Origin of the sequence: Rhizobium sp. AC44/96 (assembly GCF_001692185.1) — a bacterium.
GTDB lineage: Bacteria > Pseudomonadota > Alphaproteobacteria > Rhizobiales > Rhizobiaceae > Rhizobium.
This window is the reverse complement of the sequence record NZ_LXKO01000037.1, coordinates 120,695-137,752: the sequence shown is the minus strand read 5'-3', so window position 1 is coordinate 137,752 and position 17,058 is coordinate 120,695. Positions and strand designations below refer to the sequence as shown.

General features: G+C 61.9%; 14 protein-coding genes. 6 read left to right on the top strand and 8 right to left on the bottom strand.

From position 1 onward, the window contains the following. Positions 1-62: 62 nt before the first annotated feature. Both A6U87_RS24460 and A6U87_RS24455 read right to left on the bottom strand, forming a co-directional pair. The gene (locus A6U87_RS24460; protein WP_065693920.1) at positions 63-470 is read right to left on the bottom strand and encodes a GFA family protein; all 408 of its coding nucleotides are present in this window, start codon (positions 468-470) and stop codon (positions 63-65) included. Between the two features lie 187 nt (positions 471-657). Continuing rightward, positions 658-7,173 carry a hypothetical protein gene (locus A6U87_RS24455; protein ID WP_065693919.1) on the bottom strand — a complete coding sequence of 2,172 codons (6,516 nt, stop codon included), beginning with the start codon at positions 7,171-7,173 and terminating at the stop codon, positions 658-660. 461 nt (positions 7,174-7,634) lie between these two features. Here A6U87_RS24455 and A6U87_RS24450 point away from each other — a divergent pair, with 461 nt between their 5' ends. Together A6U87_RS24450 and A6U87_RS24445 are read left to right on the top strand one after the other, a co-directional pair. Further along, positions 7,635-8,003 carry an Hpt domain-containing protein gene (locus A6U87_RS24450; RefSeq protein ID WP_065693918.1) on the top strand — a complete coding sequence of 123 codons (369 nt, stop codon included), beginning with the start codon at positions 7,635-7,637 and terminating at the stop codon, positions 8,001-8,003. A 206-nt stretch (positions 8,004-8,209) separates the two neighbouring features. Next, positions 8,210-8,530 (top strand): 2Fe-2S iron-sulfur cluster-binding protein, encoded by a 321-nt coding sequence (locus A6U87_RS24445; RefSeq protein WP_065693917.1) that lies wholly within the window; start codon positions 8,210-8,212, stop codon positions 8,528-8,530. A gap of 290 nt (positions 8,531-8,820) precedes the next feature. Here A6U87_RS24445 and A6U87_RS24440 read toward each other — a convergent pair whose 3' ends face one another. Next, the gene (locus tag A6U87_RS24440) at positions 8,821-9,447 is read right to left on the bottom strand and encodes a DUF922 domain-containing Zn-dependent protease (RefSeq protein ID WP_065693916.1); all 627 of its coding nucleotides are present in this window, start codon (positions 9,445-9,447) and stop codon (positions 8,821-8,823) included. Between the two features lie 173 nt (positions 9,448-9,620). On the opposite strand from A6U87_RS24440, the gene folP reads away from it, so the two are divergent. Genes folP through folK form a run of 3 tightly spaced genes read left to right on the top strand, consistent with a single transcriptional unit; the run spans position 9,621 to position 11,288 of the window. Continuing rightward, positions 9,621-10,412 carry a dihydropteroate synthase gene (gene folP, locus A6U87_RS24435; RefSeq protein WP_083199677.1) on the top strand — a complete coding sequence of 264 codons (792 nt, stop codon included), beginning with the start codon at positions 9,621-9,623 and terminating at the stop codon, positions 10,410-10,412. Then, positions 10,409-10,777 carry a dihydroneopterin aldolase gene (gene folB, locus A6U87_RS24430; protein WP_065693914.1) on the top strand — a complete coding sequence of 123 codons (369 nt, stop codon included), beginning with the start codon at positions 10,409-10,411 and terminating at the stop codon, positions 10,775-10,777. The genes folP and folB overlap by 4 nt, the downstream gene beginning before the upstream one ends. Then, positions 10,770-11,288 carry a 2-amino-4-hydroxy-6-hydroxymethyldihydropteridine diphosphokinase gene (folK, locus tag A6U87_RS24425; protein WP_065693913.1) on the top strand — a complete coding sequence of 173 codons (519 nt, stop codon included), beginning with the start codon at positions 10,770-10,772 and terminating at the stop codon, positions 11,286-11,288. The genes folB and folK overlap by 8 nt, the downstream gene beginning before the upstream one ends. 34 nt (positions 11,289-11,322) lie before the next feature. Here folK and A6U87_RS24420 read toward each other — a convergent pair whose 3' ends face one another. The 4 genes from A6U87_RS24420 to A6U87_RS24405 all read right to left on the bottom strand — a co-directional run bounded on the left by A6U87_RS24420 (position 11,323) and on the right by A6U87_RS24405 (position 15,202). After that, complete coding sequence (locus A6U87_RS24420) at positions 11,323-11,874, bottom strand: hypothetical protein (protein WP_065693912.1); 552 nt, start codon at positions 11,872-11,874, stop codon at positions 11,323-11,325. 201 nt (positions 11,875-12,075) lie between these two features. Then, on the bottom strand, positions 12,076-13,164 hold the full coding sequence (locus tag A6U87_RS24415; protein WP_065693911.1) for a YcjF family protein: 1,089 nt from the start codon (positions 13,162-13,164) through the stop codon (positions 12,076-12,078). Then, the gene (locus A6U87_RS24410) at positions 13,161-14,636 is read right to left on the bottom strand and encodes a YcjX family protein (RefSeq protein WP_065693910.1); all 1,476 of its coding nucleotides are present in this window, start codon (positions 14,634-14,636) and stop codon (positions 13,161-13,163) included. The genes A6U87_RS24415 and A6U87_RS24410 overlap by 4 nt, the downstream gene beginning before the upstream one ends. Before the next feature lie 74 nt (positions 14,637-14,710). Continuing rightward, on the bottom strand, positions 14,711-15,202 hold the full coding sequence (locus A6U87_RS24405; RefSeq protein ID WP_065693909.1) for a histidine phosphatase family protein: 492 nt from the start codon (positions 15,200-15,202) through the stop codon (positions 14,711-14,713). Between the two features lie 273 nt (positions 15,203-15,475). Between A6U87_RS24405 and dksA the strand changes: the two genes are divergently transcribed. After that, positions 15,476-15,895 (top strand): RNA polymerase-binding protein DksA, encoded by a 420-nt coding sequence (gene dksA, locus A6U87_RS24400; RefSeq protein ID WP_065693908.1) that lies wholly within the window; start codon positions 15,476-15,478, stop codon positions 15,893-15,895. 83 nt (positions 15,896-15,978) lie between these two features. On the opposite strand, the gene A6U87_RS24395 is transcribed toward dksA, so the two are convergent. Next, complete coding sequence (locus A6U87_RS24395; RefSeq protein WP_065693907.1) at positions 15,979-16,971, bottom strand: flagellar biosynthetic protein FliO; 993 nt, start codon at positions 16,969-16,971, stop codon at positions 15,979-15,981. Positions 16,972-17,058 lie beyond the last annotated feature (87 nt).

Genomic DNA, 17,058 nt, shown 5'->3' with positions numbered 1-17,058 from the left:
CTCCTTCTCAGCTGGTCATGCAGCGATACGTCAGCTCACAGTGAGGGGCTGCGCGCGAGATCCTAAGTTGGCAGCCCATCGACTTTCGGAACCTGGTCCAGGGCGTTGTCCCAATCGGCGCGGCTGGAGTAGCAGATGTGTGCGGTCGGTTTGACGGTAACCGCACTATCCAGGCTCCCCGCCGGCACGACGACCACGGCGCCATCCATCTGAACGCTCGGCAGCGCAGAGCCGCATTCGATACAGAAGCTTCGCTCATGGCGGGTTTGCGGCAGCCGATAGGTCTTGATCTGATCGCGGCCTGACAGCCAGGTCAATTCGGCGTTCGTCGAGAACAGATTTGCCGCATGCGACGACCCGGTGTCCTTGCGGCAGCGTGAGCAGTGGCAAAGGAAGAAGCTCTCGAACTCGCCTGAGATCTGAAATCTGACGGCGCCGCAAAGGCAGGCGCCTGTATTCATTCGCTGCATGCTCTAACTCGCCAGGTCTTGTGGAGCAAAAGTGCGAGCATCGTATCATGGCGGTTGATTGTAAAGTCTCGGCTCGTGCGGCCGGAGGTCATCAGTTCTAACGAGCGTGGCTGTCTCGTAGAATCAAAAAGGCCGCATCGAGGATGCGGCCTTTTTGATTGTTCGTTCGGATCAAGCCGGGCTGAGCTTAGCTCAGGCGACCAGCAGCGTGGGCAAGCATTGTGTAGACCTTGCCGGTATCCGAGGTGAGGTAGGACTGCGTGATCGTCTTATCGCGATCGGTCTTGGCAACGTCGGCCAGCAGTCTCTCGAAATCGGCGATGTAGCGGTTGACGGCCGTGCGGAACTCCGGCTCGTGGTCGAACTTGCGCTTGATTTCGTCAAACGTCTGCTGGCCCTTCAGCGTGTAGAGACGACGCGTGAACACGTCGCGCTCGCCGCGCTGGTAACGGCGCCACAGATCGACCGAGGCGTCATGATCTATGGCGCGGGCGATATCGACGGAGAGCGAGTTCAGCGACTCGACCACCTGGCGCGGATTGCGGTTCTCGGCCGTGCGTGGCGCCGGCTGCGGCGCTTCCGCACGCGGTGCGGGCTGACGCTGCTGGGCTTCCTCGGCCGCCTCTTCGCGCGATGCACCGCGCAGGAGATCGCTGATCCAGCCGCTTGACGTCGGCGCGCTGGCCGGCGGTGCGGCGACGGGCGCCCGCTGCTGGGTGGTTGCCGGCGTCGCAGGCGTCAGCGTGCCACGCAGACCGAAGCTTTCGATCGGCGAGGGAGCCACCGGGGCGGGCGCTGCGACAGCGGCGGGTGCTGGAGGCTGCGGTGCCTGCTGAACGGGCTGCGGTGGCTGCTGGGCGATTGCCGGTGCCGGTGCTGCAGGACGCGGAGCAGGTTGCACCTGAGCCAGTGCCCGTGCATTCGGTTCCGAAATCTCGAGCTGCTGCGTCGAGCGTCCGACAATGTGCGAGATGTCCTGCAGGGCCTTGATCTGCTCGGAAACGGCGCGGCGCATGGCTGCCGCACTCTCCTTGGCTTCCTCGGGAAGATCGAAGGCGCCGCGCTTCAGCTCGCTGCGCGTCATGTTGAGCTCGTTGCGGATATCGCCGGCGGAGCGACGGATCTCTTCGGTTGCGCCGGAGAAGCGCGATACCGCCTCCTCGACCGCTTCACGGAGGGATTCGCGCATCTGCTGTGCTGCGCCGTCCGATACGCGGCCGGCTTCACCGAAGACGCGCTCGACTTCCGACAGGGATGCCGTCAGGCCGCCGCGTAGGCGGTTGGAGAGCTCACCGGACCGACGCTCGGCGTTGCCGAAGGCGCCATCGATCGTCGAATTGGCATCTTCGCTCGCCTTGACGACAGAGGTGCGGATCGCTTCCGCCGCCTGTTCGGCGCGCTTTTCTGCGTCCGACAGCACATTTCCGATATCGGCGAAGGAGGACTGAACACTCTGCCTGAGGTTGCCGCTGACCTGGTTGGAGCGCTGCTCGGCGCGGTCGAATGCAGATTCCACCATGCTGCCGAGAGCACGCATGGTCTGTTCGATCTCTTCCGAGCGCTGCACGAGGCCGACCGACAGGTTCTGGAGCGCGGATTCGCGGTCTTCCAGCGTCGAGACGAGGTTGGATTGGGCGGCTGCGAGCAGGCCGGAGGCCTGGCCAAGCACCTTCGAATGTTCGTCGAAGCGGCTGATGATGCTGCCGACCTGCGACAGGGTTTGGCCAGAGATATCGGAGAGCCTATCGACCTTGCCCTCGAGGAGGCGCGTCGACGCCGAGACCATTTCCGCCGCCTTCGAGGCGGATTCGGTGAAGCGCGAGGTGGTGTCACCGAGGCGGCTGTCTACGGCCGTCAGGTCCTCGGCCGCGCGGCCCATCATCGCACCCATGGAGGCGCTGTTGTCGGACAGGCGTTCGATCAGCCTGTTAACGTTGGCGAGCAGGCTGTTTTCCATCGCGTTGACTGCGGAGGATGCGCTTTCGGTGCGTGCCGCGATTGCGTCGATCAGCGCCGAATTCTCGCTCCGCAGGCGCTCGGCGCTCTGCTGTGCTGCCGTCGTGATCTGCTCGGCCGCTGCCTTGCCGGTCTCCGCATAGCGGTCGATCATCGGGCGTGCAGTCTCGTCGAGGAGACGCGACAGTTCCGACGAGCGACCGGCAAGCATCGAATTGAGTTCGCGGGTCCGTTCGTCCAGTGCTGTGCGGATGGAGTTGCCACGAGCCTCGAGCGCCTTGTCGACATTGCCGAGGGTCGCGTCGATCTCACGTGTCCGGTCTTCGAGGCCGGTACGGATAGCGTTGCCGCGTGCCTCCAGGGCGCGATCGACGTCGGCCATGGTGGTGGCGATTTCCTGGCTGGCGCTGGAAATGGTCGAGCGGAGGTCGGTGCCATGGCTTTCGAAGGTGGCCTGCGCGTCGCTGAGGGCGCGCGAGATGGCGCCTACTTGGCCGCTGACCAGGGTTTCGGCTTCAGCGACCTTGCTGATGATCGAATTGCCAGCCTCGGAGAAAGTCTGTGCAACAGCTGCAGCCTGACCGGCAAGCCGGTTCTGTGCTTCGGCAACACGGCTGACGATCTGCTCGGCACGCTCGTCGATGGACCGTGTCAGTTCGCCGCTGCGTGCGTCCAGGCTATCGGCGAACTGCCGGCCGGTGAGGCCGAGGCTCTCGGCTGCACGGGTTGCCTCTGCGTCCATGCCCTGGGTCGCTTCGACGACGGCGCTGCGCAGGGAGGAGGCAAGACCGGCGGCCTTGCCTTCGATCGTCCGGTTGACGGCGTCGAGACCGACGGTGAGGGCGCGGTCCATTGTGGTCAGGCGCTCTTCGAGATGCGCTGTACCGCGATCCATGGCCTCGCCAAGATTGGCGGTGCGCGCGTCGATGCCGGAGGTGAGGTTCGCGGTACGAGCGTCGATGGTCTCCGCCATCTTTGAAGCGCTGCCGTCGAGTGCCGAGGCGATGCGACCGGTCGTCTCGTCACCCAGCGCGCCGAGGCGGCTGATGCCGTCGGTGAGCGTGGTGGACAGGCGTTCGCCAGCAGCATCCACCTGGCGGGCGACACCGCCAACGCCATCGCGAATGCGGTCTTCGAGCGCGGAGAGGCCTGCCTCGACACGCGAACCGGTGTCGGCGAAGCGTCCGGTCATGCCTTCGATCGACTGATCGAGATGCGACGAGAAGGACTCGGCGGAGCGCGAAATCTCGCCCGCCGCATCCTGGAAGCGCACGGCGATGTCACCGGCGCTATTGCGCAGGCGCTCTTCCAGCGTCTTGGCGCTGTTGTCGATCGCATTGCGCAGTGACGCTTCCTGGTCTTCCAGCGTCATTTCCAGCATGCCGACGCTTGCGGCGATCGAGGTCCCGATCGTCGTTGCCTGGTCTGCCAGCGTATCGTTGATGCGTGCATGCGCATCGCCGAGCGTGAGGTTGATCGCCTGCGTGCGGTCGTCGAGCGTTGCGCGAATGCGGTCGTGAGCCGAATCGAGGCCTCCCTCGATCCTCGACGTGGCATTGCCCGTCAGGGCTTCGAAACGGTCGGCTGCTGCCGCAAGACCACCTTCGATGCGGTTGGCGGCTTCGCCATGCAACGCTTCGAGACGCTGGTGACCGGCGCTCAGGCTCGCTTCGAGGCGCGACGCCGCGCCACCGGTGACCGATTCAATGCGATCGCCGGCGCTGGAGAGTGTTCCAGCGAGGCTATTGGCATGATCGGCCAGGGTCCGTTCGAGACGGTCGTGATTGTCGGTGTAGGCGCTGCGAATTGCGTCCGTCTTGTCGGCAAACGCACCTGCAACGCGTGCCTCCGCGCCGGCGACGGAGTCGAGAAGCGCGTTGGTACGGGCCTCGAGCGCGTCGTCGAAACGGCTCTGGCTGTCGCCGAAGGAAATGGCCAGCGCCATCGTCTTTTCGTCAAGCGTGTCGGCCAGGCGCTCATGGACATTGGCGATCGAGTTGGTGATCGCGTCGACCCTGCGGCCAAGCGTGTCCTCGATGCGCTCGTGTCCTTCGTTGAGCGACACGGCCATCGCCATCACGCGGTCATCCAGCGCCTCGGTGATGCGGTCATGACCGCTGGTCAAGGAGTTCGCGATGTTTTCAGCCTGATGGCCGAGCGTGTCTTCGAGGCGGGCATGGCCTTCATTGAGCGAAATTGCAAATGCCATCGCCTTCTCGTCCAGGGCGTCGGAAAGCTTTTCCTGGCCGCTGGCGATGGAGTTTACGATGCTGTCCGCGTGGTGGCCGAGGGTCTCGGCCAACTGGGTCTGGCTCTCGTTGAGCGAGATGGCCAGCGCCATCGCCCGGTCGTCGAGCGTCTCGGCGAGCTTCTCGTGGCCGCCGACGAAGGAGTGTTCGATTGCCTTGGCGTGCTTCCCCAGCGTCTCGTCGATGCGGGACTGGCCCTCGTTGAGCGAGATCGCCAGCGCCATGGCCTTTTCGTCGAGCGCGTCGGCAAGCTTGCTGTGGCCGGATGCGATCGAGCTGGTGATCGCATCGACGCGGGTTCCGAGCGTGTCTTCGAAACGGCTCTGGCTTTCGTTGAGCGAGATGGCGAGTGCCATCGCCTTGTCGTCCAGCGTATCGGCGAGGCGTTCCTGGCTTCCCGTGACGGCAGTGATAATCGCCTCGGAGCGGCTGGCCAGCGTGTTTTCGAAATGAGACTGGCTGTCGGTGAGAGCGCTCACCAGCTTGCCGCTGCGCTCGGATAGGACGCCGTCGATCCGTTCATGAGCGGAATCGAGCGCCTGCGTGATATCGGACGCGCGCTGGGCGATCATCGTGTTCAGGTCGTCGGCACGGCCAAACGCGGACGTGATCTGCTCCGTACCGGCAGCGACCGCCGAGCTCAGATCCGTTGTTGTCGACAGCAGCGTGTCGCGGAATTCGGCCGAACGCGCAGACAGATTGTTGTGCAGGTCCGAGGTGCCGGCGGCGAGTGCGAGCGAGATTTCCGAGGTGGCGTGGCCCAGCGCCGAGGTCATTTCGGTGGAGCGGGCATGGATTGCGCTCGTGAACTCGTCGACCTTGCTCGAGAGCGAGCTTTCCAGCACTTCCTGGCCCGTGGCGAGCGCGGTGGTGATCGCGAAGGACTGATCGGTCAGCGAAGAACCGATCCGCTCGACGCTCGAGCTCAGGATGCCGTTCAGCGATTCCGCGCCACCGGTCAGCGTATCGTTGATCCGGTTGAGGCTTTCCATGAGCTTGGTGTCGAGCGTGCCAGCGCGCTTGTCGAAGGCATTCGCGAATTCGGCGACGCGGTCGTCGAAGGACGTCGAGAGCTGCGCGACGGTTGCCTGCAGCCGTTCGTCGAAGAATCCGGAACGCAGATCCAGATCCATGATCGTGTCGTCAACGCTGGACTGCAAGCTGTGACGGAAGCTGGTGCCGCGCTCGTCGAGTGCGGTGTTGAGCTTGGAGAGCACATCGTCGAGCGTGCTGCTGATGGTGCGCTCACCGCCCGTGAGGCTCTCATTGATGTCTCGGGTGCGGGCGATCAGGATTTCGTTCAGCTGGCGCGCGCGGTCGTTGAGAGCCGCGTTGAGCTTCTCAGCGTTGCTGTCCATGGTGGACGCACGCGTTTCAAACTGGCTGAGGATCGTGTCGCCATGCTCGCTGAGGCCGTGCGTCAGCGCTTCCAAGCGGGTATCGAACTCATTGGCGAGCGCAAAGCCGGAGGAGGTCAGCGTCTGGAGCAGGGAGTCCGTCTTTGCCGCCAGCAGCGTGCCGAGGGATTGGATTGCGGATTCGGACTTCTCGGTGATCGTCGCTGCACGCGTGTCGATCATGGATGCGAAAGCTTCGCCCGAGGTGGCGAGGCGGACAGCGATCTCTTCGGTCGCGAGCGAGAGGTCTTCACGCAGTTGATCGTGAACGCCGACGATCGACGTGCGGATGCGCTCGGCGTGATTGACGATCGCTTCGCGTTCCGAGCCCAGTTCATGGACGAGGCCGCGCACACGCAGCTCGTTATCCGCATAGCTGCGCTCAAGGGCATTCACTTCTGAATGCACAAGCGTTTCGAGTTCGGAGGCGCGCGCGATGGTGCGCTCGATGCCTTCGTTCATGGCCGACACTTCGCGGCGCACGGCCTGACCAACGGTCATGATGCGTTCGGAGGCGATCGTTTCCGGTTCGGACAGGCGCAGGGCAACCTCGGCCATCGAACGGGCGGCGTTGCGCATGTCCTGGGCGCGGGCCATCATGATGGCGAATGCGTAGAACAGCAGAACCGGAACGATGATGCCGACGAGGCCGGCGATAACGCCGGGAAGGGCGATCAGGTCCGAGATCGAGCGGATCTGCCAGATCTGCGGCGAATAGAGCAGGGCGGCCAGGCCCAATCCGGCGACAATCCAGAGAAGCGAGATGATGGTCGCGTTCCGGATAGCGGATCGGCTGGAACCGTTGTCCAGGGACTTCAGGAGCGAGGCCGGGCTTGCGCGGCTCGCATCATTGGCGGCAAAGGACGGCGCGCGAGATCCCTGCTCGGGGCGGGGAGCGGCTGTGCCGCTTCGACGACGCTTTGCTTCATCCTTGGTCTGGCTGCGCGCGCTAGGTGTTTCAGACACTTTGGCCTCCGGGGCGTCGGGCTTCTTGTCTTTAAGAGACGGCGTATTATCGTCCTCGAAGTCGATCTGAAGCGCCTCGTCCAATGCCTTGAACGCCTTGTCCTCAATCGATTCGTTGTACTTGTTATTCGCCATTCCGTTACGCCTCGTTACATCTCAGCCGGTTCACACTCGCTCGGGCTTCCGCCTCACCCGAACCAAACCCTTGCCTCTGAACTCGTCCGCACCGGTTACCAGAGCGGATAAGCATATCATTTCAGAGTGGATAGCTGCTTTTTCATACAGACGGTATCAAAACATTACCATTATCCACTTGGCGAGCAAAGGCAGGTGCCGCAAAGCTCGCCCAATAGTATCGTAGTGACACATCCGTGCCCGCTAGACAATTAACGCGGTGCTGCAAATCCCCCGATATTAATGCTTCGTTAACGCATTTCGCACGGATGCGGACCAAAAAATCCAACGGTTTAGGCGGGTTTAACGGGTGTTAACCATAACGGGAGAAATCCGCCCTGAATGCGCCCGAATTTAACGCGATTGCCACGCCGCAACCCGCACCATGCTTGTAGGCGGGACACAGGACTGGAGAGTAGCACATGGCAGCAGTGAGTATTGCGTTCGCAGCGCCGGACAACTGCAAGGGCTCACGCCCTTCGCAGGAGCGCCCGGTCGACCTCGTCCATCTGGCCAACCAGACGATGGGCGACAAGGCGCTTGAGTTGGAAGTCTTGCAGATGTTCGCGCGACAGGCGCGCGCTTGCCTGCATGAAATATCGTCCGGCGATGCGAAGACGATCGCCGCGGCCGCGCATCGGCTGAAGGGGGCTGCCGGCTCGATCGGTGCCTTCCGGGTGCGCGCGGCGGCGGAAGCGCTCGAAGAACACAGCGGTGACGCGGTCAGCATCGCGTCGGTTGGCGTGGCGGTCATTGAGGCCGAGAACTTCATTCTGAAGCTTTGCCGCTGAGACTGCGATCGCCGGCGTGATTGCCAACACCCGTTGTTCCATTCCGGAACAGCGGGTCTTTTTATGGCTGTCCCAGTGGCGCAATCTGGCAAGCGTGTCGCTTCCCAATCTGGAATGAAAGACGTGTCGGCGGTCGTTGTTGACTGCCTCGCCGATTTGTTGGAAGTAAATTCAAACCTCCCTTTGATGATTTACCGGAACTTGCCATGCCCAAACTGACTATTGTCGCCTTCGACGGCACACGCTTCGATCTTGATGTCGATCAGGGTTCGACCGTCATGGAAAATGCCGTCCGCAACTCGGTGCCCGGCATCGAAGCGGAATGCGGCGGCGCCTGCGCTTGCGCTACCTGTCATGTCTACGTCGATGACGAATGGACCGAACGTGTCGGCGCGCCCGAGGCGATGGAAGAAGACATGCTGGACTTCGCCTTCGACGTCCGTCCGACGTCGCGCCTGTCCTGTCAGATCCGCATGAAGGCCGCGCTCGACGGTCTGGTCGTGCACGTGCCTGAACGGCAGGCCTGATCCGTCTCCCTCGCAAAAAAATGCCTCGCTGGTCGAAGACGAGCGAGGCGAGGTAGGCGCATTACCTACGGACGAGGGAGGATCATCCGCGGCTTCGCAACGCGCCAGGAGAACCCAGGAACGAAAGTTCCGGCTAACCGACCTGAACTTTCGAATGTTTGAATATTAGCGCGTTGTTGTTGATTTTACTAGGGTGATAAATAACCGGTAAATCACTGGGGCGACGAGGCTTTTGCACAATTTTCGTTGTTCGGCTAAGCTCTCGCGGTCGTTTTTGTGTGACGAATCAGCTAATGTACGCCGCCCGAAGATTTGATCCGATTGTTGAGTAATCGCAGGATGCGATTCTGGAAATTCACGGCCTCGACCTGATCGAATCGGGCCTGAAGGCGATCATGTTCCTCGATTCCCCGAGTCGATGTGACGGTCACCAGTTCCTGCATGGCCTCGCAAGTGCGCTGAGGCGGTAGCGCCAGGATGCGCTTTTCCATCTTTTTCGCCTGCTCCCTGGCGATTTCAGCGTGACGCTCTTCGTGGCGCTTGATGTCGCTCGACAGCGTGTCCCAGATCATCGACAACTGTTTGCTGGCACCGTTGCGGTTGCTCCAGCGGGGCAGAATGATCTGCGTATGGACGGTCACCTTGGCGTGGGAAACGCGGCAGCGACCGCCATCCTGGATATAGGTCGCTTCTCCTCCGAACCGGATCTTCGTGGCGCCCGGATGACGGGCCGAGGACCCGCTTGCGGTCGGGCCGCGCGTGCTCAACTGCTGATCCAGTTCGTCGGCTGTCTTTCCCTTGATGTCGAAATAGGAATAGCTCTTCGTCGCCACGACCGCGGCAACGGCCGGACTGCAGATCGAAGCCGTCAAGCAAAGGGCCGCGAGAAGGAACATGTGGCGCGTCGGGGAAGGCATTCTGCGAATACTCATGTTGAAGTTTGCGGGAGCTTGGGGCATAGCCACGATCAGCGCAATATCGTGTCGCTGTTTTTCGTTTGATAGGATGAACGCCGTTGGCACAGCGTGGAAGCAGTTGGTGGCGCGTCGGGCATGGCCGCGAGATCGAACTTGGTCCGCGCGCCATAATTATGGCGATCGTCAACGTAACGCCGGACTCGTTTTCCGATGGCGGCAGCTACGGCAGCGTCGACGCCGCAGTCGCGCATGCGCTGAGGGCTGTGGACGACGGGGCGTCGATCATCGATATCGGCGGCGAATCCACGAAGCCCGGCGCTGACGCGGTCAGTCCCGAAGAAGAGCAAGCGCGGGTGCTGCCCGTTATCGAGGCCCTGCGAGACAAGAGCCAGGTTCTGATTTCCATCGATACCTATCGCGCCGAGACGGCGAGGGTCGCCTTGAGCGCCGGCGCCCATATCATCAACGACGTCTTTGGCCTGCAGAAAGAGCCGGAGATTGCCGACATTGCTGCGGCCACCCGCGCCGGACTTTGCGTCATGCATACTGGCCGTGACCGCGACAAGGTGGATGACGTAATCGCGGACCAGTTTCTGTTCCTTGAACGGTCGCTCGAGATTGCTGCCTTTGCCGGCGTGGAGCGCGATCGGATCGTTCTGGATCCCGGTTTCGGTTTTGCCAAGGATACGACAGAGAATGTCGAGCTCATGGCTCGTTTCACCGAACTCGAGCGGTTGGGGCTGCCTTTGCTGGCCGGAACCTCGCGCAAGCGGTTCATCGGGGCGTTGACGGGCCGAGAGGCGCCGCAGCGCGACGCCGGCACGGCGGCCACCAGCGTTCTGCTGCGCTTGCAGGGAGCGGCGATCTTTCGCGTGCACGATGTCGCAATCAATAGGGACGCGCTGGCCGTCGCGGATGCTATGCTAGAAGCACGCGACGCGTTTGATCGGAAGGGCACGGCATGAGTACCGGATACACTATCACTTTGCAGAACTGCGCATTCTTCGCGCGCCATGGTGTCCATGACGAAGAGGAATTCCTCGGTCAGCGGTTCTTTGTCGATGCTGAACTCGATGTCATTGCGAGCGACGCGCTGGAAACTGATTCAATCGCCGACACGGTGAACTACGGCATCGCATTCACCGTCATCGAGGAGATTGTCACCGGCCGGCGACGTTATCTGATCGAAGCGTTGGCGCTGGATATTGCCAAGGGCCTTTGCGAGAAATTCCCGCAGATCAAGCGCGCCAAGATCACGGTTCGCAAGCCGAACGCGCCTGTGCCCGGCGTTCTCGATTTCGTTCAGGTGAGTGTCGAACATTTTGCCTGACACAGCTTTCAAGACAGCGACACTCGGACTTGGCGGTAATCTCGGCGATCCGGTGAAATCCATGGCTTTGGCGCTGCGAGCGCTCGACGAGCGCGAGGACTGTCGCGTCTCGGCCGTTTCACGCCTCTATCGCACGCCGCCCTGGGGGAAGACGGACCAATCCTTCTTCTTCAATTCGTGCGCTTGCGTGGAGACCACACTTGCTCCCGAAGCGCTTCTGGATGTCTGTCTGGAGATCGAGCGGGGGATGAAGAGGGAGCGGATCGAGCGTTGGGGGCCGCGTACGCTCGATATCGACATACTGACATATGCCGACATCAGCCAGGATGCGCCACACTTGGCATTGCCACATCCGCGGATGACTGATCGCGGCTTCGTGCTGATGCCGCTGGCTGACTTCGCGGCGGACATGATCGTAGATGGCAAGTCAGTGCGCGAATGGCTTGCCAGGGCCGATATAGCGGGAATTGAGGTTGCTGATCAGTCGCCAAATTGGTGGCGGCGTTCCTGAGAACGCAGCCCCACGCGCATGACGGTCAAGCCAGTTACTGAACCGAGCCGACTGTCATTTCATCGACCTGGCGGGTCAGCGTCATGCCGATGACGGGGATCATCTGGCTTTCGACCTTGACAGAAACCGTAACGTTCATCGTCTTGTCGTCGCGGATGCGGGCGATCATGGCGCCGTTGAGCTTGGCACGGTTGAGACCCATGACGACCGTATCCGGAGTGACCGTGCCGGAGATGACATCGAGACCCTTGCCGGCGGCACCGTCAAGGAACTTGCCCTTGTAGGTATTGCCCGACTGGGAAATTACTGCGCTCATCGGCTGCTTGAAGACGCCGACCCGGCAGCTGCCATCGAGCTTCATGCCTGTATCGCCGCCGGGGGCAGGCTCGCCCACGAGGCTGCAGGTGAATTTCGTGCCCTTGTACTTGCCGGCCACGATCTCGCCTGGTCCCTTCCAGGAACCGCCGACGCTTTCGAAAAATGCCTTGTCGCGAGTAGCCGCCGTCGCTGCCGGAGCCGCGTCCACGACCGGTGAAAGGGCAACTGCGGCGAGGCCGCATAGAAGAAGAAGCTTGCGCGAGTACATGGTTTTTCCCTGGCGAACGGTATCGCTGAATTGTTTTGAGTTTTGCCGAAAATGGTTAATGCTTGGTTTCGGAGGCGCCGAATTGCGCCTAGGCGAGAGCCTCAAACGCTGCGGCGCGCAGCATGGGTTCTCGCGCAAGCCATTGATCAGGCTCGTTTATCCCGAGCCTGTTGGCGAGTGGCCGAAAACGACCGTGCTGCATTAAGATTTGGGGTTGTCGCCGCGTTGCGACATGGATGGCGTGAGGTCGCCGATGAAATCGCCGATTCCCGGACGCTTGAGGGCGCGAAATGCCATGGGGCGGCAGAGATCCATTGCAGCGATTCCGATGCGGGCGGTCATCAGTCCGTTGATGACGCCTTCACCGAGCCGGGCGGAGAGTTTGGACGCCAGGCCGTGGCCCAGGACCTGCTGGACGAGACTGTCGCCGACGGCGATCGATCCGGTGACGGCGAGGTGGGCAAGGACGTCGCGCATGAGGCGAATCATACCGAGGGTGCCCGGCCGACCACCGTACAATTCCGCCATGGCCCGGATGAGGCGGGCGGCTTCGTAAAGGACGTAGAGCAGATCGACGATGGCACGAGGGCTCACGGCCGTGACGATCGACACGCGCTTCGATGCGTTGACGATCAAACCGCGCGCCTGCCGGTCGAGCGGCGCCAGCAATTCGCGCTCGGCCAGCGCCAGGAGATGCGGCGCGTCGATGATGTCACCTTCGGCAGCCTTCAGCGTCGCGCGCCCTTTGGCCGTCTCCGGCTTGCCGGCGAGCAGGCCCTCGAGGCTTTTCACCAGGGCGCGGGCCTTGGCGGGCTTGGTCTCGACAATCGCAGCTTCCGCTTCTGCCTTGATGGTCTGGACGGCGGCAAGCCGCATCATGCCGGCGGTTTCCCGCACGACGATGGCTATGACCGCCAGGATGCCGATCGCGAGGGCTGCGAGGGCCGTATAGCCGAGCCAGTCCGCACGGGTGAAGAGGTTGCGGATGAGACTGTCGGTCCAGAGCCCGAACGCCAGCGAGAACAAGACGCCGAAGGCAGCGAGCGCAATCTTGCCGAACGAGGTGCGGCGCTTGCGGGGCAGCGCAATGGGAACGGTGGGAAGATCCTTGTCGGGATTGATGAAGGGGTCGTCTTCGTCGGCAGTCAGCACGACATGATCGCTGAAGCTTCCCGGTTTCCGCGGCGCCGACATGGTCTCTGTGCGTTGCGGTTCCTTTTCCTCTTCGTAGGCAAATGCCGCGGGGACACGGCCTGCATGTGGCAGCTTCTCCGATGGCGGCTTGATCATACGAGGCGGTCTCCGAACAGGAACTGCATGGCGCGATCGAGCCGGATATGCGGCACCGAAAGCTTGATGCCGCCGCCTGTCTCTTCCAGTTGCGGTGGACGAAAACGGACGACGTTCACATCCGGCAATTGGACATTGCCACTGCCCGATTCAATGCTTTCGAAGAGGCTTTGGGGATCTTCTGGCAGATCACCGGGAAATATCGCTGTCTTCTTGAGGCCGTCGAAGCGCTCGCCGGCGATGGTTTCGCCTTCCATGGGGGTGCCGACGATGACGGGGAGTTCGTGCCCATCACGCTTGACGGTGGCCTCACGCGTCGCGCGCACGGAGGCGAGCGCCATCACGTCGATCCCGGCTCCCGCCATTCCGATGCGCTGAATGGCGCGGTCGACAAGGCGGCGGGTGAGGGCGTCGAGCCGGTGGTGGCTCTCGTGATGCAGATGGTCGGCCTTGGTGGCGGCCACGAGGACGCGGTCTATGCGCCGGCCAAGCAGCGAGGAAAGGATCGAATTCTTTCCTGGTCGAAAACAGGCGAGCACATCGGTGAGAGCCCGTTCGAGATCCTGAACTGCCTCCGGGCCGCGGTTGATCGCCTGAAGTGCGTCGACGAGCACGATCTGGCGGTCGAGGCGTGCGAAGTGTTCCCGGAAGAAGGGTTTCACGACGACGGACTTATAGGCCTCGTAGCGGCGCTCCATCATGGCCCACAGCGAGCCTTTTTCCGGCTTTCCGTCCAGGGGCAGTTGCAACGGTGCGAAGGTCAGCGCAGGCGAGCCATCCAGATCTCCGGGAAGCAGGAAGCGTCCGGGCGGAAGGGTCGACAAGGAGCGTTCGTCGGCCTTGCAGGCCTTGAGGTAATCCGCAAAGGCGGTCGCGAGGTTGCGGGCCTGCATTTCGTCGGCGGGGGCGTTGATATCCGTGGTGCTCGTCTGTGCCAGCCAGTTGCCGGATAGTTCCGCGCGGATACCGGTTCGGGCAAGGGCGATCGTCTCTTCGCTGAAGGTGCGATAATCCTTCGTCAATAGAGGCAGGTCGAGCAGCCATTCACCTGGGTAGTCGACGATGTCGATCGATAGTCGCCCCGGCGAGAAGAAGCGGTTCCAGCCGCTGGCGCTCTGGTAGTCGAGCGTGATCCGCAGTTCCGATATGGCGCGCGTGGAATCGGGCCAGATGCGGTCCTTCACCAGAGCGCGAATGTGGTCCTCGTACTGGAAGCGGGGAACGGCGTCGTCGGGCTGCTGCTCGAGCCTCGCACCTGAAATGCGCCCCGATTGCATCGCCTCGAACAGCGGCAGCCGGCCACCGTGCAGCAGATTGTGGACAAGCGATGAAATGAAGACCGTTTTACCGGCGCGCGACAGGCCGGTCACCCCCAGGCGCACGGTGGGATTGATGAGGCCGGATGCTCGATCAGACAGAGTATCGAGAGCAATGCGTGCGTCGTCGGTGAAGGATGTCAGACTGGGCGGCAAGGCGGAATTCCGATTGGATCTGCAACGCCATATAGGAAGCCGGGCGTAAAACGCAAAGACGCCGGCAAGGTGAGTCAGTCGATTACGAAATCGACAAGGCTCCAGCCGTCGTTGACATAATCGAGAACGGCGAGGCCCGCTGTCGGAAAGCCTGTCGGCAGGTCACGCAGGAGCGCGTCATGGCCGATCAGCGCTTCCAAGGTCTGCTCCATCGTCGGGTTATGCCCGACAAGCATGACGGAGCTCGCCTCTTCCTGCGCGTCGAGGATTTCGAGGTAGGTGTCGGGAGTGGCATTGTAGAGCGCATCGACAAACCGAACTTCGACGGTTGCCCCCATTGCCCGGTGCATTGCATCGGTGGTTTCGCGGCAGCGGATGGCGGTCGAACTCAGAATGAGATCCGGCCGGTAGCCCTTGTCGGCGGCCTTGTCGGCAACCAGCTCGGCATCGGCATAGCCCTTGTCATTGAGCGGCCGGTCGAAATCGTTCTGTCCGGATGTGGCCCATGCGGCTTCCGCATGTCGCAGGAGAAATATCCGGATAGGCGGAGGCAGGATTGCGGCCATAGGAGAATCCCCGATCGATGAGCTTTTTTCAGTAACTGTTGGGCAGGCTCTGCGTCAACCTTACCGCTCAAGGTTAGGGCCAAAGCAGCCGACGATCGTATCCGTAGAATTGACATACAATATGATTTAAGTCGAATAATGATGGAAAAATAGCCTCTTAGCCTAAAATTGTGACAGATTTAAAAATCTGTTTACCTAGCGTATGGGGCTTGAATCTGCGGGGGCGGTCGGGATATACAGCCGCCAGATGAGATGTTCTTCAGGAGAATCGCGTTGAGTGAGAAGATCGATCTTAGCAACTACGTCCCCTCGGAAGAGGAAGAGTTCATGAATGGCAACCAGAGGGCCTATTTCAGGTCCAAATTGGTTGCCTGGAAGAATGATATTCTCAGAGAGGCGCGTGAAACCCTCGATCATTTGGCCGAGGAAAGCGCAAACCATCCCGATCTCGCGGACCGAGCGTCCTCGGAAACGGACCGGGCAATCGAGCTGCGTGCTCGCGATCGACAGAGAAAACTGATCTCGAAGATTGATGCAGCCCTGCAGCGTATAGAAGACGGCACTTACGGATACTGCGAAGAGACGGGAGAGCCGATTGGCCTCAAGCGTCTTGATGCAAGACCGATCGCAACGCTGTCGATCGAGGCGCAAGAGCGCCACGAGCGTCGCGAGAAGGTCTATCGAGACGAATAAGTCCAGGTAGGTGGTAAAAAATTAAAGGCACTGCGGCGATCGCAGTGCCTTTTTTCGTTGTGACGTCCCGCTGTGAAGCGCGCTTACTTGTCGCGGTTGACGCTCATTTCGCCAAAGATTCTGGCGACCTCGTTCTGCAAAGCCGCATCGGCGCCGGTAATCGGTGCCATTTCGGGATCGCGCCGTGGCATGTTGGTGGCAGGTGCTGCCGGCGCCGGACGGACAGGCGGGGTCGGCGCGCGAACGATTCGCTCTGCAGCGAGGGTGCTCGTCATCTCGTCTTCGAGGATACGCTGGAAGTCGCTCGGCTGGCTTGCAGGTGCAGCGTTTCCGAGATCCGCCACTTGGGCAGGCTGCGTCGGAACCGGCGTGGCTATCTGCGGCTCGATCCGTTGCTGTGGAAGGACACGCTGGCGCGCGGCGTCCAGGATATCGGCTGCCGCGGATGCTTCGATCGGCGCCGGGCTCGGCGGAGCAAAGTTCTGCGGCTGCGGGCGAGGTTCGACCACTGGCGACGGGCGAAGCGCTCGCTCGGTCTCGGTATCGATCGGGATGCGCGGCTGCGGTGCCGGAAATACGACCGGTGCCTCGGCTTGAGCGATCTGCACCGGCTCAGGCACGGGCACGGGTGCTCTCTGGATCGTCGCCACGTTTGCCGGCATGGCAGGCCGCGCCGCTTCGGCAATCATCACCGGCGGCTCCTTGGGGCGCTCGGGTGACGGCGCTACCGGAATCGGTGCTTGCTGTGCTGCCGGAGCAGCAGGAACGGGTTCCTGCACGGCGGCGCCTGCCGGCAGGATACGGCTTTCAATAACGATATCGGTCGGTCCACCGATCATCACCAGATGCTCGACGTCGTCGCGACGCACCAGAACGAGGCGTCGGCGCGCATCCACGGCGGCGGCATCCAGCACCTGCAGCCGAGGCTGGCGGTTACGGCCACCCCGGACAAACGGCGACGGCGCGCGATTGCGCATGATCAACAGGATGGCGACGAGAAGCAAAAGAGCGATGGCGACACCGCCGGCCGCAAGGAGGAAACGGCTGCCGTAGGCTCCCATGAGGTCATCGAACATTTCTTTTACTCCTTCGCGGTTTTCACCACATGACGATCTTTATGCTTCGTAGACAAGAGGTGGGCGTCTTGTCCAGCCGGGGGAGGA